At 72.4% G+C, this 23,348-nt stretch carries 25 protein-coding genes; 13 read left to right on the top strand and 12 right to left on the bottom strand.

Features of this window, described 5'->3' with window-relative positions; genetic code table 11:
- Positions 1 to 114 precede the first annotated feature (114 nt).
- Positions 115 to 594, top strand: a complete 480-nt coding sequence (locus AB5J73_RS21360; RefSeq protein WP_370971563.1) for a cysteine dioxygenase family protein — start codon at positions 115 to 117, stop codon at positions 592 to 594.
- A gap of 100 nt (positions 595 to 694) precedes the next feature.
- Here AB5J73_RS21360 and AB5J73_RS21365 read toward each other — a convergent pair whose 3' ends face one another.
- The 6 genes from AB5J73_RS21365 to AB5J73_RS21390 form a co-directional block, all read right to left on the bottom strand.
- The gene (locus AB5J73_RS21365; protein ID WP_370971565.1) at positions 695 to 1,669 is read right to left on the bottom strand and encodes an asparaginase; all 975 of its coding nucleotides are present in this window, start codon (positions 1,667 to 1,669) and stop codon (positions 695 to 697) included.
- 13 nt (positions 1,670 to 1,682) lie between these two features.
- Positions 1,683 to 2,504: a class I SAM-dependent methyltransferase gene (locus AB5J73_RS21370; RefSeq protein WP_370971567.1), complete on the bottom strand. Its 822-nt coding sequence runs from the start codon at positions 2,502 to 2,504 to the stop codon at positions 1,683 to 1,685.
- Positions 2,501 to 2,881, bottom strand: coding sequence for a VOC family protein (locus AB5J73_RS21375; protein ID WP_370971569.1), 381 nt, complete (start codon positions 2,879 to 2,881; stop codon positions 2,501 to 2,503). Before AB5J73_RS21375 ends, AB5J73_RS21370 begins: the two co-directional genes overlap by 4 nt.
- Before the next feature lie 64 nt (positions 2,882 to 2,945).
- Positions 2,946 to 3,686 carry an FAD:protein FMN transferase gene (locus AB5J73_RS21380; protein WP_370971571.1) on the bottom strand — a complete coding sequence of 247 codons (741 nt, stop codon included), beginning with the start codon at positions 3,684 to 3,686 and terminating at the stop codon, positions 2,946 to 2,948.
- The gene (locus AB5J73_RS21385; RefSeq protein WP_370971573.1) at positions 3,683 to 4,126 is read right to left on the bottom strand and encodes an FMN-binding protein; all 444 of its coding nucleotides are present in this window, start codon (positions 4,124 to 4,126) and stop codon (positions 3,683 to 3,685) included. The genes AB5J73_RS21380 and AB5J73_RS21385 overlap by 4 nt, the downstream gene beginning before the upstream one ends.
- Before the next feature lie 13 nt (positions 4,127 to 4,139).
- Positions 4,140 to 5,486, bottom strand: a complete 1,347-nt coding sequence (locus AB5J73_RS21390) for a ferric reductase-like transmembrane domain-containing protein (RefSeq protein WP_370973260.1) — start codon at positions 5,484 to 5,486, stop codon at positions 4,140 to 4,142.
- A 147-nt stretch (positions 5,487 to 5,633) separates the two neighbouring features.
- Between AB5J73_RS21390 and AB5J73_RS21395 the strand changes: the two genes are divergently transcribed.
- Both AB5J73_RS21395 and AB5J73_RS21400 read left to right on the top strand, forming a co-directional pair.
- Positions 5,634 to 6,344: a response regulator transcription factor gene (locus tag AB5J73_RS21395; RefSeq protein WP_370971575.1), complete on the top strand. Its 711-nt coding sequence runs from the start codon at positions 5,634 to 5,636 to the stop codon at positions 6,342 to 6,344.
- The gene (locus tag AB5J73_RS21400) at positions 6,341 to 7,771 is read left to right on the top strand and encodes a sensor histidine kinase (protein ID WP_370971577.1); all 1,431 of its coding nucleotides are present in this window, start codon (positions 6,341 to 6,343) and stop codon (positions 7,769 to 7,771) included. The genes AB5J73_RS21395 and AB5J73_RS21400 overlap by 4 nt, the downstream gene beginning before the upstream one ends.
- On the opposite strand, the gene AB5J73_RS21405 is transcribed toward AB5J73_RS21400, so the two are convergent.
- Positions 7,740 to 8,399 carry a pyridoxamine 5'-phosphate oxidase family protein gene (locus AB5J73_RS21405; RefSeq protein ID WP_370971579.1) on the bottom strand — a complete coding sequence of 220 codons (660 nt, stop codon included), beginning with the start codon at positions 8,397 to 8,399 and terminating at the stop codon, positions 7,740 to 7,742. The genes AB5J73_RS21400 and AB5J73_RS21405 overlap by 32 nt on opposite strands.
- A gap of 80 nt (positions 8,400 to 8,479) precedes the next feature.
- On the opposite strand from AB5J73_RS21405, the gene AB5J73_RS21410 reads away from it, so the two are divergent.
- Together AB5J73_RS21410 and AB5J73_RS21415 are read left to right on the top strand one after the other, a co-directional pair.
- Positions 8,480 to 9,850 carry a PLP-dependent aminotransferase family protein gene (locus tag AB5J73_RS21410; protein ID WP_370971581.1) on the top strand — a complete coding sequence of 457 codons (1,371 nt, stop codon included), beginning with the start codon at positions 8,480 to 8,482 and terminating at the stop codon, positions 9,848 to 9,850.
- Between the two features lie 794 nt (positions 9,851 to 10,644).
- Positions 10,645 to 11,739 (top strand): D-alanine--D-alanine ligase family protein, encoded by a 1,095-nt coding sequence (locus AB5J73_RS21415; RefSeq protein ID WP_370971583.1) that lies wholly within the window; start codon positions 10,645 to 10,647, stop codon positions 11,737 to 11,739.
- Here AB5J73_RS21415 and AB5J73_RS21420 read toward each other — a convergent pair.
- Both AB5J73_RS21420 and AB5J73_RS21425 read right to left on the bottom strand, forming a co-directional pair.
- Positions 11,736 to 12,275, bottom strand: a complete 540-nt coding sequence (locus AB5J73_RS21420; RefSeq protein WP_370971585.1) for a DUF3515 domain-containing protein — start codon at positions 12,273 to 12,275, stop codon at positions 11,736 to 11,738. The two genes, AB5J73_RS21415 and AB5J73_RS21420, sit on opposite strands and share 4 nt — an antisense overlap.
- Before the next feature lie 66 nt (positions 12,276 to 12,341).
- On the bottom strand, positions 12,342 to 12,575 hold the full coding sequence (locus AB5J73_RS21425) for an Lrp/AsnC ligand binding domain-containing protein (protein WP_155545137.1): 234 nt from the start codon (positions 12,573 to 12,575) through the stop codon (positions 12,342 to 12,344).
- A gap of 125 nt (positions 12,576 to 12,700) precedes the next feature.
- Here AB5J73_RS21425 and AB5J73_RS21430 point away from each other — a divergent pair, with 125 nt between their 5' ends.
- Together AB5J73_RS21430 and AB5J73_RS21435 are read left to right on the top strand one after the other, a co-directional pair.
- The gene (locus AB5J73_RS21430; protein WP_370971586.1) at positions 12,701 to 13,657 is read left to right on the top strand and encodes a thiamine-phosphate kinase; all 957 of its coding nucleotides are present in this window, start codon (positions 12,701 to 12,703) and stop codon (positions 13,655 to 13,657) included.
- 16 nt (positions 13,658 to 13,673) lie between these two features.
- Positions 13,674 to 14,153 carry a GNAT family N-acetyltransferase gene (locus AB5J73_RS21435; protein ID WP_370971588.1) on the top strand — a complete coding sequence of 160 codons (480 nt, stop codon included), beginning with the start codon at positions 13,674 to 13,676 and terminating at the stop codon, positions 14,151 to 14,153.
- On the opposite strand, the gene AB5J73_RS21440 is transcribed toward AB5J73_RS21435, so the two are convergent.
- Positions 14,140 to 15,342: a glycoside hydrolase family 27 protein gene (locus AB5J73_RS21440; protein WP_370971590.1), complete on the bottom strand. Its 1,203-nt coding sequence runs from the start codon at positions 15,340 to 15,342 to the stop codon at positions 14,140 to 14,142. The two genes, AB5J73_RS21435 and AB5J73_RS21440, sit on opposite strands and share 14 nt — an antisense overlap.
- Positions 15,343 to 15,374: 32 nt before the next feature.
- On the opposite strand from AB5J73_RS21440, the gene AB5J73_RS21445 reads away from it, so the two are divergent.
- Genes AB5J73_RS21445 through AB5J73_RS21455 form a run of 3 tightly spaced genes read left to right on the top strand, consistent with a single transcriptional unit; the run spans position 15,375 to position 17,441 of the window.
- Complete coding sequence (locus AB5J73_RS21445) at positions 15,375 to 15,905, top strand: gamma carbonic anhydrase family protein (protein ID WP_370971592.1); 531 nt, start codon at positions 15,375 to 15,377, stop codon at positions 15,903 to 15,905.
- Positions 15,906 to 15,935: 30 nt separating this feature from the next.
- Positions 15,936 to 16,613, top strand: coding sequence for a uracil-DNA glycosylase (locus AB5J73_RS21450; RefSeq protein WP_370971593.1), 678 nt, complete (start codon positions 15,936 to 15,938; stop codon positions 16,611 to 16,613).
- Between the two features lie 57 nt (positions 16,614 to 16,670).
- Positions 16,671 to 17,441, top strand: coding sequence for an alpha/beta fold hydrolase (locus tag AB5J73_RS21455; protein ID WP_370971595.1), 771 nt, complete (start codon positions 16,671 to 16,673; stop codon positions 17,439 to 17,441).
- Positions 17,442 to 17,490: 49 nt separating this feature from the next.
- Here the strand turns inward: AB5J73_RS21455 and rpmB are convergent, their stop codons facing one another.
- Positions 17,491 to 17,682: a 50S ribosomal protein L28 gene (rpmB, locus tag AB5J73_RS21460; protein ID WP_003091970.1), complete on the bottom strand. Its 192-nt coding sequence runs from the start codon at positions 17,680 to 17,682 to the stop codon at positions 17,491 to 17,493.
- Between the two features lie 134 nt (positions 17,683 to 17,816).
- Between rpmB and AB5J73_RS21465 the strand changes: the two genes are divergently transcribed.
- Both AB5J73_RS21465 and recG read left to right on the top strand, forming a co-directional pair.
- Complete coding sequence (locus tag AB5J73_RS21465; protein WP_370971597.1) at positions 17,817 to 19,394, top strand: DAK2 domain-containing protein; 1,578 nt, start codon at positions 17,817 to 17,819, stop codon at positions 19,392 to 19,394.
- A gap of 4 nt (positions 19,395 to 19,398) precedes the next feature.
- Entirely contained in the window at positions 19,399 to 21,552 is a 2,154-nt protein-coding gene (gene recG / locus AB5J73_RS21470; RefSeq protein ID WP_370971598.1) for an ATP-dependent DNA helicase RecG, read from the top strand.
- 4 nt (positions 21,553 to 21,556) lie between these two features.
- Here the strand turns inward: recG and AB5J73_RS21475 are convergent, their stop codons facing one another.
- Positions 21,557 to 22,168 carry a TetR/AcrR family transcriptional regulator gene (locus AB5J73_RS21475; protein WP_370971600.1) on the bottom strand — a complete coding sequence of 204 codons (612 nt, stop codon included), beginning with the start codon at positions 22,166 to 22,168 and terminating at the stop codon, positions 21,557 to 21,559.
- Positions 22,169 to 22,199: 31 nt separating this feature from the next.
- Between AB5J73_RS21475 and AB5J73_RS21480 the strand changes: the two genes are divergently transcribed.
- Positions 22,200 to 23,333 (top strand): erythromycin esterase family protein, encoded by a 1,134-nt coding sequence (locus AB5J73_RS21480; RefSeq protein WP_370971601.1) that lies wholly within the window; start codon positions 22,200 to 22,202, stop codon positions 23,331 to 23,333.
- The last annotated feature ends 15 nt before the right edge of the window (positions 23,334 to 23,348 follow it).

Below are 23,348 nucleotides of genomic sequence, written 5' to 3' on the forward strand. Positions count from 1 at the left end.
TGACCGAGCTGCGGGGCCTCACGGGTCGCCGCGCCGTCGTGTGCGCGTGTCGCTGTTGTCGGTGAACCCAGCCCCGGCCCAGCTCGACACCCCTTTCCTTCCGTGAGGACCCCCATGTTCGCCGTTCCGGACAACACCCTGCTGCGTCCCGAAAACCCCGCGCTGCGCCACCCGGTGCGCGTCGCGCTGGAGGTCGCCGCCGACCGCGACCGCTGGAAGCACCTGCTGCGCTACGACCCCGAAGAGCGTTTCGCGGCGCTCGTCGAGAAGGACGAGCGCCAGGAGGTGTGGCTGATGAGCTGGCTGCCCGGCCAGCACACCGACCTGCACGACCACGCGTTCGCCAGCGGTGCGTTCACCGTGGTCAGCGGGCACCTGACGGAGGCGGTGGCGCGCCGGGCCCCGGGCGGCCGCGCGGTCACCGAGCTGCACGCCCTCGCGGCGGGGCAGTCGCGGGTGTTCGGCCCGGGGTACGTGCACGAGGTGCGCAACGACGGCCCGGACCCGGCGGTCTCGGTCCACGTCTACCGCGACGCGGGCCGCGCGATGCGCCCCTACCACCTCGACCCGCTGGGCGGCCCGGTCCTGGACTGATCCGAGCACCCCAATGTGGCGTTGGTTGCGTTCAACGCACCGAACGCCACATTGGGTGCGCTGGACGCACCGAACGCCACATTGGGGTGCTTCGGGCCGGTCAGTCCAGGTCGCCGCGGCGGCGGAATTCGTGCTCGACGCGGGCGCGGTCGGCGCCGGAAGCCAGCAGCGTGTGCAGGAGGATCCGGGACTTCCGCGCGTCCAGCCAGCCCGCCGTCGTCGCGCCCATCGCGATCAGGCTCGACTCCGATCCGTGGAAGCCGTACGTCGACCGCAGCGTCGGGCCCGCGCCGGTCCGCGAAGCGACGACCACCGGCAGCGAAGGCAGCAGCCGGGCCACCACGTCGGCCGTGCCGGACGAGACGTGGCCCGCGCCCGTCGCCGCCAGCACGATCCCGCGCACACCCGGCTGTGTGGCCGCGTGCGCGAGCACCGCGCCCGAGTCGTCGAGACCCGCTTCGACCACCGGGACCAGCCCGCCGAAGTCCTCGCCGCCGAGCACCGGCGGCCGCGGCGGCGACGGGTGGAAGTAGTGCACCGCGTGCTCCACGACCATGCCCAGCGGTCCCGCGGGCGCCGACGTGAACGCCTCCAGGTGGCTCGAATGCGCTTTCCGCACCCACCGGGCCGCGTGGACGTCGTCGTTCAGCGTCACCAGCGCGCCCCGGCCGCGGCTGCGGGGATCGGCCGCCACGGTCAGCGCGTTCCGGAGGTTCGCCGGGCCGTCCGGGCTGAGCAGGCCCGCGTGGCGCATCGCGCCGGTGACGACCACGGGGATCTCCGACGGCCAGCACAGGTCGAGGAAGTACGCGGTCTCCTCGAGGGTGTCGGTGCCCTGCACGACGACGAACCCGTCGGCGTCCTGCCGCAGGCCCCAGTCGCGGCACCGCAGCAGCGTCGCGAAGTCCATCGACGCGCTGCCGATCCCCGCGAGGGTTTCCGCCAGGACGTCCATCGGCAGATCGCCGAGCGCGCCGAGCAGCTCGGCGGCACCGAACCGGGGGACGGCGCCGGACCCGGGAGCCGGGGCCATCGAGATGGTTCCGCCGAGGGTGGCGACCGCGATCAAGGGCATGCGGCCACCCTATTCAGCCGGGCTTGACCGCCTGGAGCGTGTAGCTCGCCGCGATCCGCGACGGCGTGTCCTTCAGCCGCCACTCGCCGGCGGCTTCGTCGTGCACCATCTGGCCGGGGATCGCGTTCCACGGCACGCTGTCGTGCTCGGTGAACGCGGTCAGCGCGAGGCCGTTGTCCAGCAGCGCGGTGATGATCTCGCCGAGCGAGTGGTTCCACGAGTGGCTGACGCTGTGGGTGAGCGGCCGGTCGGTGGCGACGTAGGTCCCGGGCTCGTCGAACACCAGCGGCTCGGCGTGCTCGAAGTACGGGTACCGCGGCACCGCCGGGTCGGCCGTCTCGTCGAGGGACAGCAGCATCGGGTGGCCTTCGCGGATGAAGAGCCGCCCGCCGGGACGCAGCAGGCCGGCGACGACCGACGCCCAGCGGCCCGCTGAAGGCAGCCAGCACAGCGCCCCGATCCCGGTGTAGACCAGGTCGAACTCGCCCGCGCCCAGCACCTCGACGGCGTCGTACACGTTGGCTTCGCGGAAGTCGATCGACGCGCCCGCCGCTTCGGCGAGCTTCCGTGCCTCCGCCAGCGCCGCGCCCGAGAAGTCCAGTCCCGTCATCGAAGCGCCCAGCCGGGACAGCGAAACCGTGTCCGTCCCGATGTGGCACTGCAGGTGCACCGCGCGCAGCCCGCCGATGTCGCCCAGGAGCGGCCGGTCGAACCGCACGACGGCGCTCAGGTGGGCGGGATCCGCGAAGCCGGCGAAGTCGTAGTCCGGCGACGCCGCGTGCAGCTGCGCGCGCTCGTCCCAGTTGGCCTTGTTGACGGCGAACGAGTCCGTCACGACGTCGCCGCGCGTTCGGCCGCGCTGCGCAGGACGCAGAACTCGTTGCCCTCGGGGTCGGCGAGCACGGCCCAGCCGGTGCCGTCGGGCTTGCGGAGGTCGTCGACGAGCGTCGCGCCCAGGCCGAGGATCCGCTCGATCTCTTCGTCGCGCGGTTCGTCCGGCTGCAGGCAGACGTGCAGCCGGTTCTTCACCGTCTTCGGCTCGGGGACCCGCAGGAACAGCAGGTCGATGCCGCCATCGAGAGCGATGCCGCACTCGTCGTCGCCGGGCTGGTCTTCTTCGGGGACCGGCTTTCCGGTGACCTCGCTCCAGAACTGGCACAGCCGGTACGGGTCGGCGCAGTCGACGGACACGTGCAGGACGGACGAAGGCATGGCACTCCTCGGCAGACGGGTGCCGCCGAGTCTGGCTCAGGCGAAGCGCCGGGGCGAGCCGATTTCAGGACGCCAGCGCGAGGCCTGCCGTCCGGTGCACGCGGCGGCTGTCGTCGACGATGAGGATCTCGCAGTCGGGCCGGTCGGCCGCCCACGTGATGCCTTCCTCGCCCATCGCGAACGCCGCCGTCGCCAGCGCGTCCGCCGTGACCAGGTCGCCGGCCACGACGGTCACGCTCATCAGGCCCGTCGCGGGCGTGCCGGACCGGCCGTCGAGGATGTGCGAGCCGCGTTCGTACGCCGCCGACGTCGCGATCGCGCCGTTGCGCGACTCCAGCACCGCGCACACCGCCAGTGGCTGCTCGGGGTGGCGGACGCCGACCCGCCACGGGCGGCCGGGCTCCGGCTCGCCCGCGGTGACGACGTCGCCGCCCGCGTTGAGGCAGAACGTCGTCGCGCCCTCGGCCTTCAGCATGTCGGCGGCGCGCTGCACCGCCCAGCCCTTCACCACCGCGCACGGGTCGAGGCCGCGCCCGGGCAGCCGTGCCCGGAACGCGCCACCGGAGAGCTGCTCGTAGTACGCGCAGAGCTCCAGGACCTCGAGGAGGTCGTCGCTCAGCTCGGCGGCCGCGAGCTCGCCGCGGTCGTAGCGGCTGACTTCGCTGTCCTCCTTGAACGGGCTGAACCGGGCGTCGACGTCGTGGAACCAGGCGAAGACGTCGTCGACGACCTCGGCGAAGTCCTCCCGGTCGCGCAGGTCCAGGGAAATCGGCAGGCCCATGATCTGCTCGACGCGGACGCTCATCGGTTCCCCCGCTGGTCGATCGCGGCCTGCAGCGAGGTCTTGTAGGACTCGCTGGTCTCGGTCGCGCCGGTGATCGTGTCGATGTCGGCGCTCTGGGCTTGCATCGCTTCGTCCTGCAGCCGCGGCAACGCGGTCAGTGCCCGGCCTTCGTTCGGCGCCTGCAGCAGGGTGATGGCGGTGAGCCGCGAACCGGTGAACGTCACCTGCACCTGCACGGTGCCGTACTTGCTGGACTCGGCCGAGCCCTGCGTCGTCACCGTCGCGTCCGCACTGTCCGAAGTGGAGGGTGCAGCCGACGGCGCCGCCGAGGTGGCCGGTGCGCTGGTGCTGGGCGGCGCCTGCGCCACGGCGGCGGTGTTGTGCACCGGCCCCGGCTCGAACCGCCAGACCGCGATGAACCCCGCGATCGAGAGCGCGACGACGAAAATGGTCTTCTTCACAGCGGAAATCCCCCTAGGCCGCGAGGCTGAAGCGTTCGGCGTGGACCTGGGTCTTCGGCACCTTCAGCTCGCGCAAGCTGCGCAGCACGGCCGAAGTCATCCCCGGCGGGCCGCAGACGAACACGTCCCGGTCGTGCACGTCCGGCACCATCATGTGCAGGTTCGCCGGGCCGAGCATCGCCCCGCGCGGGCCGACCGCCTGGTCCGGTCCGGTGAGGACGCTGACTTCGGCGCCGCGGGCCTTGGCCAGCCCGTTCAGCTCCGGCAGCAGCACCGCGTCGGCCTGCGTGCGCACCCGGTACAGCACGACGACGTGCCCGTCGATGTCCTCCAGCAGCGCGCGGATCGGTGTGATGCCGACTCCGCCCGCCACGAGCAGCGCGTTGGGCCGCCGCTGGTGGATGGTCGTGAAGGCGCCGTACGGGCCTTCGGCGAACACGCGCGTCCCGACCCGCAGGTTCCGCAGCGAAGCGCTGGAGCCGCCGAGCGCCTTCGCGGTCAGCCGCAGCGTGCGGCCGTCGGGCGCGGCGGACAGCGAGAAGGGGTTGGCCTGCCACCAGCGGTCCTTCGTGAGGAACCGCCACAGGAAGAACTGGCCCGCCCGCGCCGGCATCTTGTCCAGGTGCTTGCCGGTCATGTACACCGAAACGACGTCCGGGGCCTCGGAAACCACGGCGGTGACCCGCAGCTGGTGGCGCACGTTGCGCCACAGCGGGAGCACGACGCGGCCGGCGAGCACGGCGGCACCGGCGCCGAGCCAGAGCGTCCACCAGTACGCCTTCGCCGGCTCGGAACCGGCGAACGACTGGCCCAGCGCGATCTGGTGGGTGAAGGCCAGCAGCACCGCGGCGTAGGTGTAGAGGTGGATGAAGTGCCACGTCTCGTAGGCCAGCCGCTTGCGCGCGAACTTCGCCGAAGCCGCGCCCACGATCAGGATCACCGCGAACGCGACCAGCGCGCGCAGGATGCCTTCGAGGGTGTTCGCCATCTCGACCAGCTCGTCGACGACGCCCTTGTCGGACACTTCCGCGTAGCCGAAGGCGATGAACACCAGGTGCGCGAGCAGGGTCCACAGGATCGTGAAGCCGGTCCAGCGGTGCCACGTGGTGAGCCGGTCCATCCCGATCCGCCGGTCCAGCCAGGGGAGCCGGGCGACGAGCAGCAGCTGGAACGCCATGGCCAGCGCGCCGTACATCCCGGCGAGCCGCCCGATGCTGATCAGCACGTTCTGCGACAGGCCGGCCTGCGCGAACAGCGCGGTGACGGCGGCCACGTTGGCGCCCAGGAAGGTGAAGAGGCCGGATTTCGCGGCGATCCGGGGGCGGATCGCCGGGCGCGCGGCCTCGGCGGTCTGCGTCATGGTGGTCACACGGATCCCCTTCGGTTTCGGTTCACGAAGGCCAGCCTCGCCACGCAGCCTGTGGCGAGTCTGGGTGCGGGCTGTCGGATTCCTGTCGGCCCGCGCCACGGGTCGCCCGCGCCGCGCGCGCCGGGAGAAGATGGGGGAGTGCAGAGCTCCGAGACCGTGCGCCTGCTCGTCGTCGACGACGAGCCGCACATCGCCGACCTCGTCGCCACCGTCGCCCGGTACGAGGGCTGGCAGGCGGTCACCGCGGGGTCCGGCAAGGCCGCGCTGACCGAGGCGGCGGCGTTCGCCCCGGACATCGTCGTGCTCGACCTGATGCTGCCCGACCTCGACGGCTTCACCGTGCTCGACCGCCTGCGCGAGAACGGCAACGCGGTGCCCGTGGTGTTCCTCACGGCCAAGGACGCGACGGCCGACCGGATCGCCGGGCTCACCCGCGGGGGTGACGACTACCTGGTGAAACCGTTTTCCGTCGAGGAGCTGATGGCGCGGCTGCGCGCGGTGCTGCGGCGCAGCCACGGCGGTGTCCAGGCCGCGGCGCGCGGCGCGGTGCTGCGGGTCGGGGACCTCACGCTGGACGAGGACACCCGCGAGGTCCGCCGCGGCGAGCGCCCCGCCGAGCTGACGCCGACCGAGTACGAGCTGCTGCGCTACCTCATGCGCCGGTCGCCGTCGGTGCTGACGAAGGCGCAGATCCTCGACCACGTCTGGGAGTACGACTTCGGCGGCCGGTCCAATGTGGTCGAACTGGTCATCTCGCACCTGCGGCGCAAGGTCGACGCGGGCGGCGGCGAACCGCTGATCCACACCGTGCGCGGCGTCGGCTACGTCGTGCGCCAGGTCAACCGGTGAGGCGCTTCTTCGCGAAGTGGTACGGGGCCTGGCAGCGCACGCGGCTGGGCACCCGGATCACGCTGGGGCTCGGCGCGCTCGCGCTGGTCGTGTTCGCGGCCGTCGGCGTCACGATGGTCGGGATCATGCACGGCTACCTCGACCGCCGGCTGGACGAGCAGCTGTCGAAGAGCCAGAACACCCAGCTGCCGCAGCTGCGCGAGACACACGGGTCGCCGCAGTCGGTGTACTCCTGGTATTCGGCGCTGTACAAGGTTCGCGACGGCGTCGCGATGCCCGAACCGGGCGGCAAGCTGCCGGACGACGCCAAGCAGCTGGCGAAGATCGCCGCGGACGCGGTCGGCGGCGACGTCACGCGCACCGTCTACCTGCACGACGACGGGCCGTACCGGGTGCGCGCCTGCCCGGTCGACAACGGCTCGGTGCTGCTTTCGGCCGCGCCCCAGAAGGACCTCGACGGGACGGTCCAGCAGCTGATCTGGGTCGAGGTGGCCGCCTTTTCCCTCGCCCTCGGCGTCCTGGTGGTCGTGGGACGGCTGGTGCTGCGCCGCGGCCTGCGCCCGCTGGCCGACATGGCCGGGACCGCGCACGACATCGCGTCCCACGACCTCACCGCGAACCCCGACCTGCCGGTGCGCGCGGCCGGCACCGGCGGCGGCGCCGAAGTCGACGAGCTGCGGACGGCGTTCAACGTGATGCTGGCGCACATCGACACGTCACTGGCGGCGAAGACCGAGGCGAACGAGCGCCTGCGCCGGTTCGTCGCGGACGCGTCCCACGAACTGCGCACGCCGCTGACGTCGATCCGCGGTTACGCCGACCTCTTCCGCTACGCCGCGGCGAACGAGCCGGCGGAACGGGAGGCCCACCTGGCCAAGATCCGCGAGGAGACCGCGCGGATGACGGTGCTCGTCGACGACCTCCTGCTGCTGGCCCGTCTCGACGCGCGCGCCGCCGAGACGCCGTTGCGGCCCGAGCGCGTCGACCTGGCCGAGCTGGCGGGCGACGCGGCGGACGCGTTCGCCGCCGGGCGGCCCGGCCACCCGCTGACGTCGTCGCTCGAACCGGCATTCGTGGACGCGGACCCGGTGCGGTTGCGGCAGGTGCTCGACAACCTGCTGGCCAACGCCGCCGTGCACACCCCGCCCGGGACCGCGGTGCACCTCTCGGTGGCGGCTTCGGGTGCCGAAGCGGTCGTCCGGGTCGGCGACGCCGGGCCGGGCATCGCCGCCGCGGATCAGGAACGGATCTTCGACCGGTTCTTCCGCGTCGACGACTCCCGCACCCGCGGCAACGGTGGCACCGGGCTCGGGCTGTCGGTGGTCCAGTCCCTGGTGACGGCGCACGGCGGCACGGTCGCGGTCGCCTCGGAGCCGGGCCGCACGGTGTTCACGGTCAGGCTCCCGCTCGCGGCTCACGACCGGTGACGTGCTCGGGTACCGGCCGGCCGGGGGAGAGGTCCTCGGACGGCTCGGGTGTGCCGAAGACCGTCCGCACCGGCAGCACCCCGGCCCAGGCGGCGTCCGCCTCGACGTCCTCCGGCTCGTCGCCGGGACCCTCGGCGCGCATCTTCACCGACGCCTCGGCGAGGTCGAGCGCGAGCACGCTGACCGCGGCGAACTCCTTCGCGTTCACGTCGCGCGCGTGCTCCCACGAGCCCGGCGCGAGGTGGTCGGTGAGCACCTTGAGGCCGTGCATCTTCGCTTCGGCGTCCACGACCGGCTCGGCCTGCCCGAGGATGACCGCGCTGCGGTAGTTCATCGAGTGGTTGTTCACCGAGCGCGAGTAGACGATGCCGTCGAGGAGCGTCACCGTGACGCACACTTCGAGGTCCTTCGCCGCCGCGCGGAGGCTGGCCGCGCCGGTGGATCCGTGCAGGTAGAGCGTGTCACCGTCGCGTCCGTAGCCGGTCGGCAGGACCAGCGGGACGCCGTCGCGGACGACACCGAGGTGGCAGATGAGCCCCTCGTCGAGGACGGCGTACAGCGCCGAGCGGTCGGTCACGGCGCGATGCTTCTTGCGGCCGAGCGTGGTGCGGGGCGTGGTGGACAGCATGCGATCAGCGTCTCCCGGCACAGTGGCATCGGAAAACGTCCACTTCTCGTACACTTGGGAAGTCCACTCGAGGAGGTCCCGTGTCCCACGCCGACACCGCGCTCCCGGTCAGCCTCGACCGCGCGGCCGTCACGCCGCTGGCCGTCCAGCTCGCCGACGCGCTGCGCGAAGCGGCCGCGTCCGGCCACCTCCGGGGCGGCGACCGGCTCCCGTCGACCCGGGCCTTGGCGGGGCGCCTCGGCGTCAGCCGCACGGTGACGTCGGCGGCCTACGAGCAGCTGCACGCCGAGGGCTGGATCGCCGGACGGCACGGCTCCGGGACGTACGTGACGACACCGCCGTCCTTTTCGGCGTCGGAGGTCCCGGCGCCCGCGGTGCCGGCGCCCGAGGCCGCGGCCCCGTCGCTGCTCGACCTCGGCCCCGGCACGCCGTGGGCGGACGGCCTGGACCGCGCGGCCTGGCGCCGCGCCTGGCGGGCGGCAGCCGACCCGGACCCGCTGGTCCGCGCCCACCGCGCGGGCCTGCCGGAGTACCGCGCGGCGGTGTCGGAGCACCTGCTGCGCCACCGGGGTCTCGCCGCGGGATCGGTCCTGGCGACCGGCGGCACGACGGCGGCGGTGGTCGAGCTGGCGGCGGCGGTGCTGGAACGCGGGGACGTCGTGGCGGTGGAGGAGCCGGGCTACCAGCGCGCGGTGCAGGCGTTCCGGCGCGCGGGCATGCGGGTCGTCGGGGTGCCGGTGGACCTCGAGGGGTTGCGGCCGGACGCGATCCCGCCGGGCGCCCGGGCGGTGTACTGCTCGCCGGCGCACCAGTACCCGATGGGCAGCCGGTTGAGCGCGGCCCGGCGGGTTTCGCTGGTGGAACGGGCGCGGGCTTCGTCGATGCTGGTCATCGAGGACGACTACGACGGCGAGCTGCGGTTCGACGTCGCCCCGCTGCCGATGCTGGCTTCGCTGGCGCCGGACGTCGTGGCGCACCTGGGGACGACGTCGAAGATCCTGACGCCGACGTTGGGTGCCGGGTGGATGGTGGCGCCGGAGGCGATCACGTCGGCGGTGCTGGCTTATCGCGACCTGACGGGCACACGGCCGTCGCCGGCGGGACAGCGGGTGCTGTACGAGTTCGCGCGGAACGGGGATCTGGGGCGGCACCTGCGGAAACTGCGCCGCGAGATGGCGGAGCGGCGGACGTTGCTGGCGGGCGCGCTGGCTTCGGCGGGTGTGCCGGTGCGGGGCGACGACGCCGGGGCGCACCTGGTGGTGCCGTTTTCGTCGGCCGCGGTGGAGGCTTCGGTGATCGCCGCGGCCGAGCGGCGGGGGATCCGGCTGGACGGGCTGGCGCGGCACTTCGCGGGGGAACCTTCGGCGCACGGGGTGGCGATCGGGTACGCGGGGTGTTCTCGGGAGGCTTTGGTGGCCGCTTTGCCGACGCTGGTGTCTTTGCTGCGGTGAGGGTGGGGGCGGCGGGGCGTCTTGAATGAGTCATTCAAGACACTGGTTGCGGCGCCGGTCGGGTTGTGGGGCAGGTGCCGATCCGGGTGGTGGCTGCGGCCTCGGTTGCGGTGCTGACCGGGTGCCGGCTCCGGCGCCGGTCGGGTGTTGGCTGCGGCCTTGGTCGTGGTGCTGATCCGGGTTCCGTCCGGGTGCGGCTGTGGCCTTGCTCGCGGTGCGGGTCGCGTTGGCTGCCGTGCCGGTCGGGTGTTGGCTGCGGCTTTGGTCGTGGTGCTGATCCGGGTTCCGTCCGGGTGCGGCTGTGGCCTTGCTCGCGGTGCGGGTCGCGTTGGCTGCCGTGCCGGTCGGGTGTTGGCTGCGGCTTTGGTCGTGGTGCCGACCCGCGTTCCGCCGAGGCCGGCCGGTCGTGGTGCCGATCCGGGTTCCGCCAAGCGCGGCCGCGGCGGCGGGCGCGGTGCCAAGCCGGGTTCCGCGCGGCTGCGGCCTCGGGCCGCGGTACCTGCCGGGTACCGACCGCGGTCCCGTCAGCCGCAGCGGGCTTTGTCCACAGGCCGGCCGTGATGTGGACAACTCCGGCCCAGCGGCGGCTTTCCCCCGCTTCCCGTCGGTCCAGGCCGATACGCTCGGAGTGGCGGTGAGCCCCCAGGGAGGGCGGGGCCCGGCTCCGGGCCCACCAGCCCCTCGATGTACCGGACGTGCCACGGCCCTCACCGGTTGCGTTCGGCGCTCTCCGGTCGCCGCCCGGCGTACGGGGCTGGGCTGTTCCGCGAGGTCACCGGGTACGGTGGCTCACCATGAGCGAGAAGATCCGGGTGGCGGTCGTGTTCGGTGGGCGCAGCAGTGAGCACACCATCTCCTGCCTGTCCGCCGGTAGCGTCCTGGGTCACCTCGACCCCGCGCGGTTCGAGGCCGTTCCGGTCGGGATCACCCGCGAAGGACGCTGGGTGCTCGGTACCGGGGACTCCGCGCAGCTCGCCATCCGCGGGCGGGAACTGCCTTCCGTGGACGACGGCAAGGGGCTCGTGCTCGCCGGGGATCCGTCCAGCCAGGGGCTCGTCGCCGTCGAGGCCGGGCGGGAAAGCGAACTGCTCTCGCAGGTGGACGTCGTCTTCCCGGTGCTGCACGGCGCCTTCGGCGAGGACGGCACCATCCAGGGCCTCCTCGAGCTCGCCGGCATCCCGTACGTCGGGCCCGGCGTGCTCGCCAGTGCCGCCGCCATGGACAAGGAAACCGCGAAGAAACTCCTTGCCGCCGAAGGGCTTCCGGTCGGAACCTTCGTTGCCCTGAAGCGCGGTCAGTCTACTTTGGACGGCGACGAGCGGGCCAAGCTCGGGCTGCCCGTCTTCGTCAAGCCCTCCCGCGCCGGGTCGTCCGTCGGGATCAGCCGGGTGACCGCGTGGGACGACCTCGACGCCGCCGTCGAACTCGCTCGGGCCACCGATCCCAAGGTGCTCGTCGAAGCCGCCGTCGTCGGGCGTGAGGTCGAGTGCGGGGTGCTCGAGTTCCCGGACGGCCGCGTCGAAGCCTCGCTGCCCGCCGAGATCCGTGTCCTGTCCGAGGACGAAAACGCTTGGTACGACTTCGAAACCAAGTACCTCGGGGACGACGCCGAGCTGGACATCCCCGCCAAGCTCGACGACGCCCTCACCGAAAAGCTCCGCGCGATGGCCGTCGAGGCGTTCAAAGCGCTGGACTGCCAGGGCCTGGCCCGCGTCGACTTCTTCGTCGGTGAAGACGGCGAGCTGACCATCAACGAGGTCAACACCATGCCCGGCTTCACCACGAAGTCCGCCTACCCGAAGATGTGGGAGGTCACCGGCGTGGACTACGCGACGCTGCTGAGCACCCTCGTCGACACCGCCGTCGCGCGGGGCACCGGCCTCCGCTAGCCGAAGCGCAACGGCCGCGGCGGGAGCTTCGCGGCCACCGTGTCCGAGATCTGCTGCAGCGGGCCCGTCCCGGCGCTGTCCGGCACCGTCAGCGCCGCGTAGACCTCCCGGTCCACGACGTACCACGTCGACGCGCCCTCGCCCGGCACCTGCAGCCACTGCACCTTGTTCACCAGCCGCAGCGCGGCCGTCGGGGTCAGCTCCGGGGGGCGGTTCAGGCCGCAGCGCAGCACCAGCGGGTCGGTTGTGCCCCACGCGACCGTCGCGGGCGGGGCCGGGTCCGCCAAGGTCCGGACCTTCAGGGAAGTCCCGTTGGACGTCAGTTCCGCCGGGACGGCGCCCAGCAACGTCGTGCAGCCCGGCGACGCCGCGAAGGGCGCCGGCACGGGGACCAAGGGCAGCGGGCCCGCGGAGTCCGAGGACGAGGAACGCTGGGTCAGCGCGAAGACGGCGACGGCGACCGCCAGGGCCACGGCGAGCGCGGCCGCGGTGACGAGGACCACCCTGGGCGGGGCACCGGTGTCGGATTCAGGCACCGCACCACTACACCACCGAAGTCTTTTCGGGGGGCCTGGGGGGCGTCCCCCAGGGGGTGGCACTGCTCAGAGGTGCACGACCGGGCAGGTCAGCGTCCGCGTGATGCCTTCCACGTTCTGCACCTTCGCGACCACGAGCTGGCCCAGCTGGTCGACGCTGTCGGCGGCCGCGCGGACGATGACGTCGTACGGCCCGGTGACATCCTCCGAACTGGTGACGCCCGCGATGCTGGAGATCTCGGCCGCCACCGCGGCCGCCTTGCCGACCTCGGTCTGGATGAGGATGTATGCGTGGACCACGGCGCGCCCTTTCGTCGGGATCGGTCAGCTCAGGTAGGAACGTATCGCCAGCTCATCGAAAAACATAGGGCATCCGACTATCGGTGATCGACTCTTTGTCCCGGTAGAGAAAGCAGAGGTGACCGGTGTCACCGAACGACGCAACGGTCGCCGAGACCGGGGAGTTCGCGCTCATCCGAGCCGTCACCGAAGGACGGCGCCAGCCGCCGGGCACGCTGCTCGGCCCGGGTGACGACGCCGCCGTCGTCGCCGCCCCCGACGGCCGCGTGGTCGCCAGCACCGACGTGCTCGTGCAGGGCGTGCACTTCCGGCTCGACTGGTCGCCGCCCGAGCACGTCGGGCGCAAGGCCGTCGCGGTCAACCTGGCCGACATCGCCGCCATGGGCGCCACGCCGACCACCGTCCTGGTCGGGATCGCCTGCCCGCCCGACACCCCGCGCGAGGTCGTCACCGGCCTCGCCGACGGCATGTGGGCCGAAGCCGAACGCGCCGGCATCGGCGTCTCCGGCGGCGACATGGTGCGCGCCGACCAGCTCGTGATCAGCGTCACCGCGCTCGGTGACCTCGGCGACCGCGAACCCGTGACGCGCTCGGGTGCCCGGCCCGGCGACCTCCTCGCGGTGTGCGGGCGGCTCGGCTGGGCCGCCGCCGGCCTGGCCGTGCTCGGCCGCGGGTTCCGGTCGCCGGTCGGCGTCGTCAACGCCCAGCGCTGCCCGGAACCGCCGTACGAAGCCGGTCCGCGCGCCGCGCTCGCCGGGGCCACGGCGATGATCGACATCTCCGACGGCCTGCTCGCCGACCTCGGGCACATCGGCGCGGCCTCCGGCGTCGGCATCGACGTCCGCACCGCCGACCTGGACATCCCGGGCCGGCTCACCGAAGTCGGCGCCGCCCTCGGCGCGGACCCCCTGGACTGGGTGCTGACCGGCGGCGAGGACCACGCCCTGGCGGCCACGTTCCCGCCCTTCACCGAGCTCCCGGAGGGCTGGCGCACCATCGGCGTCGTCACGATGGCCGACTCGGGGATCACTGTGGACGGAAAGCCGTTCTCCCGAGAAGGCGGCTGGACGCACTGGCGCTGATCTAGAGTCGGTGGACGTGAGAATCGTTCCGGTCCCCTACGACCACCCCGACGCGGCCAAGCTGATGGCCGCGGTGCAGCAGGTGTACGTCGAGCGCTACGGCGACGAGGACGTGACCCCGATGAGCCCGGCGGACTTCGACCCGCCGCAGGGCGTTTTCCTCGTCGGCTACCAGGGCGAGGAAGCCGTCGCCTGCGGCGCGTGGCGCGCCCACGACGGTCCCGCGCCGGACTTCCAGGACGGCGACGCCGAGTTCAAGCGGATGTACGTCGCCGATTCCGCCCGCGGCCGCGGGTTCGCGCGGATGATCCTGTCCGAGCTGGAGCGCACGGCGGCGCTGTGCGGCCGCAAGCGCGCGATCCTGGAAACCGGGACCAAGCAGCCCGAAGCCATCGCGTTGTACACCTCGTCGGGCTACACCGAGATCCCGAAGTTCGGGGTGTACCGGGACGAGCCCGAAAGCCGTTGCTACGGCAAGGACCTCACCTCGGTGTGAGCTTGAGGAAGGCCGCCGCGTGCGGCCGCAGCGACGCCGAGACGCCGGTGCCGACGTCCTGGTGCGCCCACAGGTCCCGGACGGTCCACGAGCCGGGCAGCGACGCGGAGACGGTCGCGGTGGTGCTGCCGGTGTTGAGCAGCACCACCGCGAAACCGCCGCCGGACAACGGTTTCCCCCACACCTGGTAGCCGGGGCCCGCCTCGAGCCGACGGCCCTGGCCACCGGCGAAGTCCTGGTCGACCGCGATCGCCTCGGGGTTGGCGAGCGTCGTGAGATCCGCGTCACCCAGCTTCGCCGGGTCGGTGCCGGCGAACAGCGGCGCGTTCAGCACGGCCCAGACGCTGAAGTGCGCGCGGGACTCGTCGGCGGTCAGCGTGCCGTTGCCCACCTGCAGCATGTCCGGGTCGTTCCAGCCGCCGGGGGAGCCGCTGTGGACGGCGACGGTGGCCTGCTGGTCGATGGTAGCGAGCACGGAGTCCCAGGTCGGCACGAGGTCGTAGGTCGTGCGCCACAGGTTCGCCACCGGCCGCGCCCAGGTCCACGGGCTCGAGACGCCGTATTCGGAGATCGCGTAGACGATCGGCCGGGGCAGCGCGGCGAGCTCGTCGCGCATCTTTTCGAACGCCGTCTTCCGGTCGAGGCCGTCGACGGTGTCGGCGTTGCACCAGTCGTACTTGAGGTAGTCGACACCCCAGCCGTCGAACGTCTCGGCGTCCTGGCGCTCGTGCCCGAGCGAGCCGATGCCGGACGCGGGGTAGGCGTCGTTGGCCATCGCGCAGGTCCGGCTGCCGGGCACGGCGTAGATGCCGAACAGCAGGCCGCGCGAATGCACGTAGTCGGCGAGGTCGGCGATGCCGTGCGGGAACCGCGTCGGATCCGCTTGCAGCGAGCCGTCGCCGGCGCGCTTCGGGGCCTGCCAGCAGTCGTCGACGACGACGTACTGGTAGCCGGCGTCACGCAGGCTGGTGTCGGCGAGGGCGTCGGCCGCCCGCTTGACGACGTCTTCGGTCAGGTCGTAGCAGCGGACCTGGTTCCAGCTGTTCCAGCCCATCGGCGGCGTCGCGGCCAGCCCGTTCGCCGACGCGGGATTCGCTGTGGGCAGGCTGAGCAGCCACGTCAGCGCGACGAGGAGGAGCACGAGCAGGCTGGTTTTCGGCTTGGTGGCGATGCCGTGATCCAATCGCACGGCACGTGAAACCGCAGTCACCCGGAGGCGGCATGGCCATCTACGCACTCGGTTCGCTCGAGCCGGCGATCCACCCCGACGCCTACGTCCACCCGGACGCCACGGTGATCGGCGACGTCCGGATCGGCGCGTTCGCGTCCGTCTGGCCGCAGACCGTGCTGCGCGGCGACCACGGCTACATCGAGATCGGCGAGCGCTCCAACGTCCAGGACGGCTGCGTCCTGCACTGCACCGAGCGGCACCCGACGATCCTCGGGCCGTCGTCCGCGATCGGGCACGCGGTGCACGTCGAGGGCGCGACGATCGGCACGGGCTGCCTCATCGCGTCCGGTTCGGTGGTGCTGAACGGCTCGGTGATCGAGGACGGCGGGATGGTCGGCGCGGGCGCGGTGCTCTCGTACGGTTCGCACGTCAAGACCGGGGAGATCGCGCTGGGCGTGCCGGCGAAGGTGCGGGAGAACAAGTCGTTCGGGCCGGAGAGCATCGCGCTGGTGGTGGATTCCTACGTCGAGCGCGGGAAGCGGTTCCGGACCGAGCTGCGGCGGCTCGACCCGCTCGGGTGACGTCGGCCACGCCCGGTAGGCTTGCGCGCCGTGACCGCACGACCGCTGCAGGACATCGTCGAGGCAGGCTGGGCCGAGGCCCTGGAACCGGTGGCGCCGCAGGTCGCCGCGATGGGGGAGTTCCTCCGCGCGGAGATCGCCGCGGGCCGGACGTACCTGCCGGCGGGTGAACACGTGCTGCGGGCGTTCAAGCAGCCGTTCCACGACGTGCGCGTGCTCATCGTGGGCCAGGACCCGTACCCGACGCCCGGGCACGCGGTCGGCTTGAGCTTCTCGGTGGCGCCGGACGTCCGGCCGATCCCGAAGAGCCTGGTCAACATCTACAAGGAGTACGCCGACGACCTCGGCCACCCGCTGCCGGCCAACGGCGACCTGACGCCGTGGGCCGACCAGGGCGTGCTGCTGCTCAACAGGGCGCTGACGGTGCAGCCCGGCAAGTCGAACTCGCACCAGGGCAAGGGCTGGGAAGAGGTCACCGAGCAGGCGATCAAGGCCCTCGCGGCCCGGTCGGAGCCGATGGTGGCGATCCTGTGGGGCCGCAACGCGCGCAACCTGCGCCCGATGCTGGGCGAGGTGCCGTGCATCGAGTCGGCGCACCCCAGCCCGCTCTCGGCGCACAACGGCTTCTTCGGGTCGCGGCCGTTCAGCCGCGCGAACGAACTGCTGGAGAAGCAGGGCGCGGCCCCGGTCGACTGGAAACTCCCGTAGGTTCGGTGTCCGGATCCGCGTGACGGCTCCGACCAGGGGTAAACCTTTGGAGGAAGCATGAACGTCACTTCGGCCGACGGCACGTCGATCTTCTTCGAGCAGCGCGGTTCCGGTGCGCCGGTGATCCTCGTGGGCGGCGCGTTCAACGACCGCACGACCGTCGTGGGCCTGGCGGAAGTCCTGGCCGCGGACTTCACGACGATCGCCTACGACCGGCGCGGGCGCGGCGACTCCGGTGACTCGCCGGACTACGCGTTCGAGCGGGAGATCGAGGACATCGCGGCGCTGATCGCCCACGCCGGCGGGACCGCGTCGGTGTTCGGCCACTCGTCGGGCGCGGTCCTCGCCCTGGAGGCGGCCGCGGCGGGCGTCGGCATCGACAAGCTGGTGGCCTACGAACCGCCGTACGCGACCCCGGACCACGACCGGGGCGACGTCCTCGGGCAGGTGCGGGCCCAGCTCGCGGCGGGCGACCGCGACGGCGCCGTGAAGACGTTCCTGATGGTCGCGGGCACGCCGGAAGAGCTGGTCGAGGGGATGAAGCAGGCCCCGGTGTGGGGCTGGTTCACGGGCCTGGCGCACACGCTCCCGTACGACCTGACGATCTGCGGCCCGGGTGCCCGCCCTCGGCTGGACCACCTGGCGAAGATCTCGGTCCCGGCGCTGGTGATCGGCGGCGGCGCGAGCCCCGAGGAACTCCAGGCAGGCGCGCGCGTGGCCGCCGAAGCGGTGCCGGGGGCCCGGCACGAGATCCTCGACGGGCAGGACCACGGCGTGCTCCAGTACCCGGAGACGCTCAAGCCGCTGCTGACGGACTTCCTGAAATAAAAAATGGCGGGTGCTCCGAGGAGCACCCGCCACCCAAACTCTTCTCGCCTCAGCCGCGAACGACCTTGCCCGCCTTGATGCACGAGGTGCACACGTTCAGGCGCTTGCGCTGGGACACACCCACCTTGGCGTGGACGGTCTGGATGTTCGGGTTCCACCGGCGGTTGGTACGGCGGTGGGAGTGCGAGACCGACTTGCCGAAGCCGGGTCCCTTGCCACAGACGTCGCACACGGCAGCCACGTCGAACTCCTTTGGATCTGGGTCATAGAAATGAGCCCAGATGCACTGGGCAACTCGACCATAGTAACTACTGCGTTCGAGCCCCCCGGCACCGGGTCGATACGCTGCCGGGAGACCGGTCAGGAGGTTACGGGGTGCGGGTGCTGGACGCGGCGGCGGTGGCGGCCTGGGCGGCGGGCTGCGTGCACAGCCTCGCGAGCCTGCGGCCGGCGATCGACGGGATCAACGTCTACCCCGTGGCCGACTCCGACACCGGCTCCAACATGCTCTTCACGATGACCGGCGCGGCCGCGGAACTCGCCGGCGCCACCCCCGCGGACGCCGCCGAAGCGCTGAAGGTCCTCGCGCGGGGCGCCGTGGCCTCCGCCAAGGGAAACTCCGGCGTGATCCTGTCGCAGGTCGTGCGCGGGCTCGCGGACCGCGCCGAAGGGGAGCTCGACGGCGCCTGGCTGGCCACGGCGCTGGGGCACGCCGACGAGGTCGCCACCGGCGCCGTCAGCCGCCCGGTCGCCGGGACCATCCTCACCGTGCTGCACGCCGTCGCCCTCGCCGTGCGCGGCGACACGAGCACGCTCGGCGAAGTCGCGCTGAAGGCCGCGAAGGAAGCCGCGTACGCCCTCGAGAAGACGCCCGAGCAGCTGCCCGCGCTGGCCAAGGCCGGGGTGGTCGACGCCGGCGCGCGCGGGCTCGTCGCGGTGCTCGACGCGCTGGTCGGCGTGCTCACCGGCGCCCCGATCGAGCAGGACCACGCCCTCGAAGTGCACGCCGCCCCGCACGCCGAGGCCTACGCGTGGGAGGTCATGTACCTGCTCGACGGCGTCGACGAGGCGAGCCTGCCGACCCTGCGCAAGGAGCTCAGCGGCCTCGGCGACAGCGTCACCGTCGCCGGCGACGGCTCGGGCAGCCACGCCGTGCACGTCCACTGCGCCGACATCGGCGCCGCGATCGAGGCCGGCCTCACGCTCGGCCGCCCGCGGAAGATCCGGGTCGAGCCGCTGCTCACACCGACGCCGATCGAACCCGGCGGCGGGATCGACCGCACCGTCGTCGCCGTGGTGCACGGCGGGGCGCTGGCCGAGCTGCTGCGCGCCGAAAGCATCCCGGTGCTGGCCGTGCCCGAGGGCGGGACGCCGAGCGTCGAAGACATGATCAGCCTGCTCAACGAGGCCGCCGGGCAGCACGTCACGGTGCTGCCGGGCAGCGTCGCGCTGACCGCGGCGGCCGACGCCGCGGCGGGGCACGCCGTGGCCGCCGACCGGGACGTCGTCGTCATCCCGTGCGTGTCGCCGGTGCAGGTGCTGGCCGCCCTCGCCGTGCACGACGCCGGCCGCCGCACCAACGACGACGTCGTCGCGATGGCCGAAGCCGCCGCCGCGACCAGGCGTGGCGAACTGCGGATCGCGCAGGAGGAGTCGCTAACCTGGGTGGGCCGGGCCCAGTCCGGTGACGTCGTGGGCCTGGTCGACGACGAGGTGGTCCTGATCGAGCCGGCGCCCGCGTCGGAGACGAACCTGGTCGCCGCCGCGATGAAGGTGCTGAACCGCATGCTGGCGCTCGGCGGCGAGCTCGTGACGGTGCTGAGCGGAGCCGCCGCGCCGCCCGGGGTCGCCGGGGAGCTCGCGGAGCAGCTGCGGGTGGAGCACCCCGAGGTGGAGCTGACCAGCTACGCCAGCGGCCAGGCGGACGCCGTGCTGCTGATGGGAGTCGAATAGCGAGATGGCCGGACTGCGCGACAAGCTGCCGTTGCTGCTGGGCGCCAAGACGGCGAAGGCGCTCGCCACGTCGTTGGACATCGAGACGGTCAGCGACCTGCTGCGCCACTACCCGCGCCGCTACGCCGAGCGCGGCGAGCTCACCGACATCGCCGGCCTCGAGCTGGGCGAGCACGCGACCGTGCTGGCGCGCATCGAAAAGGTGAGCAAGCGCCGGATGAAGGCGCGCAACGGCACCATCCTCGACATGGTGATCACCGACGGGAAACGCCGGCTCACCTGCGCGTTCTTCAACCAGGCCTGGCGGGAGAAGGACCTCGTCCCCGGCAAGACCGGCCTGTTCGCCGGCAAGGTGTCCGCCTTCCGCGACACCCTGCAGCTGACCAACCCCGAGTACGAGCTGTTCGACGCCGAGAACGAAGCCGAGGCGATGGACAACTTCCTCGCCGCGATCATCCCGGTCTACCCGGCGGCGCAGGGCATGCCGACCTGGTCGATCGCCAAGTGCGTGCGCCAGGTCCTCGACGTCCTCGAGGTCGACGACGACCCGATGCCCGCCGAGCTGCGGCGGCTGCACCGGTTGTCGGACCTCGACAACGCGCTGCGCGGCATCCACCGCCCGGAGAACTGGGCCCACCTGGAAGCTTCGAAGAAGCGGCTCAAGTGGGACGAGGCCATGGCCGTCCAGCTGATCTTCGCGCAGCGGCGCCACTCGGCCGTCTCGCGGCCGGCGAAGCCGAACCCGCACGTCAGCGGCGGCCTGATGGACGCCTTCGACAAGCGGCTGCCCTTCGACCTGACCGACGGCCAGCGCGGCATCGGCGACGAGATCGCCGCCGACCTGGCCACCGAGCACCCGATGAACCGGCTGCTGCAGGGCGAGGTCGGTTCCGGCAAGACGGTCGTCGCGCTGCGGGCGATGCTGCAGGTCGTGGACAACGGGCGGCAGGCCGCGATGCTGGCGCCGACCGAGGTCCTCGCCGCGCAGCACGCGCGGTCGCTGCGGGAGATGCTCGGCGACCTCGGCCAGGCGGGCGAGCTCGGCGCGGCGGAGAACGCCACGAAGGTCACGCTGCTCACCGGGTCGATGGGCGCGAAGGAACGCAAGAAGTCGCTGCTGGAGATCGTCAGCGGCGAAGCCGGGATCGTCGTCGGCACGCACGCGCTGATCCAGGACCACGTCGAGTTCGCCGACCTCGGCCTCGCCGTCGTCGACGAGCAGCACCGCTTCGGCGTCGAGCAGCGGGACGCGCTGCGCACCCGCGGTGCCGGCGACACCAGCCCGCACGTCCTGGTCATGACGGCGACGCCGATCCCGCGCACGGTCGCGATGACCGTGTACGGCGACCTGGAGGTCTCCGCGCTGCGCGAGATGCCGGTCGGGCGCTCGCCGATCTCGACCACGGTCGTGCCGGTCGCCGAAAAACCGGCCTGGTTCGAGCGGATCTGGCAGCGCGTGCGCGAAGAGGTCGGCAAGGGGCACCAGGCCTACGTCGTCTGCCCGCGGATCGGCGACGAGCCGCCGTCGGACAAGAGCGACAAGCGCCCGCCGCTCGCGGTCCTCGAAGTCGCTCCCGAACTGGAGCACGGCCCGTTGCAGGGCCTGAAGATCGGCGTGCTGCACGGCCGGATGCCCCCGGACGACAAGGACGCGGTGATGCGCGCGTTCTCGGCGGCCAAGCTGGACGTCCTCGTGGCCACCACCGTCATCGAGGTCGGCGTGAACGTGCCGAACGCGACCGCGATGGTGATCATGGACGCCGACCGCTTCGGCGTCAGCCAGCTGCACCAGCTGCGCGGCCGCGTCGGCCGGGGCAGCGTGCCGGGCCTGTGCCTGCTGGTCACCGAGGCCCTCGACGGCACGGCGACGCGCGAACGGCTGGCGGCGGTCGAGTCGACCACCGACGGCTTCGAGCTGTCCCGCCTCGACCTGGAACTGCGGCGGGAAGGCGACATCCTCGGCGCGGCGCAGTCGGGCAAGCGGTCCACGCTCAAGCTGCTGTCGCTGCTGCGCGATGAAGACGTCATCGCCGCGTCCCGCCAGAGCGCGCAGGAAATCGTCGAAAAGGACCCGGAGCTGAAGAAGTACCGCGGCCTGGCCCAGATGGTCGACGACGTCGTCGACGTCGATCGGGCGGAGTACCTGGAGAAGAGCTGACGGGTCAGGTGCCGTCCGTGAACACCCCGGCTTTCGCGGCCGCGGCGGCTGCCGCGGCGGCGACTCCGGCGTCCCGCGGTGTCACGCCCTCGCGGGAGACGAACAGGCGGTAGAAGACCGGGCCGCAGGCCACGCGCACGACCTCGACCGGGTCGGTGCCGGCCGGGACCTCGCCGCGCTCGACGGCCCGCTCGACGATGGGCGCGGAACGGGCGTGGCGGTCGATGTAGAACTCGCGCAGGGCGTCCGCGGCGCGCGCGGAGAGGAACGCGGCCGAGATCGACGCGGTCGGGAGCTCGCGCTCGCCCGGCGAGGTGAAGTAGTGGACGAGCTCCAGGTTGACCTCGCGCAGGTCGCCTTCGAGCGAACCGGTGTCCGGTGCGGCCCACTCCCGCTCGGTGCCCATCAGCAGGGCCGCCGCGACCAGGCCTTCGGCGGACTCCCACCGCCGGTACAGCGTCGTCTTGTGCACGCCGGAGCGGTCGGCGACCGCCTCGACGGTCAGCTCGGCGTACCCGCGTTCCCCGAGCAGTTCCAGGGTGGCGTTCAGCGCGGCGAGGCGGGTCCGCTCGGTGCGGCCGCCCGGCCGTCTGGTGCCGGAAATCTCGGTTGCCAACTGCTACTCCTGTTGCGTTAGTGTGCCCAGTATGCCAGAAACCGAGTCCGTCGCCGTCGCTTCCATCGCCGACCTGATCGGCGACGCGGAGGTCGTCGCGATCGGTGAGAACAACCATCACATCCGCGAGTTCGGCGCGCTGCGCGACCGCCTGCTGCGCCACCTCGTCGCGGAGCGCGGGTTCACCGTCCTCGGGTTCGAGGGCGGGTTTCCCGAAGGGCGCCTGGTCGACACGTGGCTTCGGGGTGGCGCCGGCGACGTCGCCGGCATCGCGCGGGACGGCTTCACGTTCGGCCTCGGCGACTCGGCCGAGGTGCACTCGATGCTGACCTGGCTGCGCGGTCGCGGTGTCCGGTTCTTCGGGCTGGACGTACCGGGTTCGGCGGGTTCGCCGGTGCCCGCGCTACGGGCGGTCCGTGAAGTCCTGTCGCGGGTGGACCCCGCCAACGTGTCCCTTGTGGACACGGCGCTGGCGGCCTGCGAGCCGTACGCGTCGGTGAGCAGCGCGGTCGCACCGGGGCGGTACCGGGAGATGAGCGTCGCGGCGCGGGACGCGGCCACCACGGCGCTGGCCGTCCTCAAAGGACACGTCGAGTCGCTGGCGCCCGAAGCCGCGCACGACGCGGAGGGCGCGCTGCGCGTCGACCTCTACCTGCGCGAGCTGGACGCGCTGATGGCGGGCCGCGCGCCCGAGCCGCAGAGTTCGTCGCGGGACACGTACATGGCGGCCACCGTGCGGCTGCTGCGGCGGCTCCACCCGGGCGAGAAGATCGTGCTGATGCTCCACAACGGACACCTCCAGCGCGTCCCGTTCTCACCGATGCCCGGCATGACGGCGCCGTCGGCGGGCACCCACCTGGCCGCGGAACTGGGCGACCGGTACTTCGCGCTGGCGCTCACGGCCGTGTCCGGCACGACGACCGGCCTGGCCCCCGACGAAGCCGGGCGGCTCGGGTTCCGGATGTTCCCGCAAGACCTCGGGGAGCCCGCGGAGGACAGCGTCGAGGCGCTGCTCGCGGAGCAGGCGCCGTGCGTGGTCGCGCGCCCCGGCGGTTCGGGCATCCGGCACGCGCACGCTTCCGTACCGGTGGATGTGGCGGCCGCGTTCGACGCCGTCGTCTGCCTGAAAGGGCAGGAAACGATTTTCCGGTCCGGCGCCGAATAGGTGTGCCCGTTCGGC

Source organism: Amycolatopsis sp. cg9 (genome assembly GCF_041346945.1).
In the GTDB taxonomy this organism is placed as follows: Bacteria; Actinomycetota; Actinomycetes; order Mycobacteriales; family Pseudonocardiaceae; genus Amycolatopsis.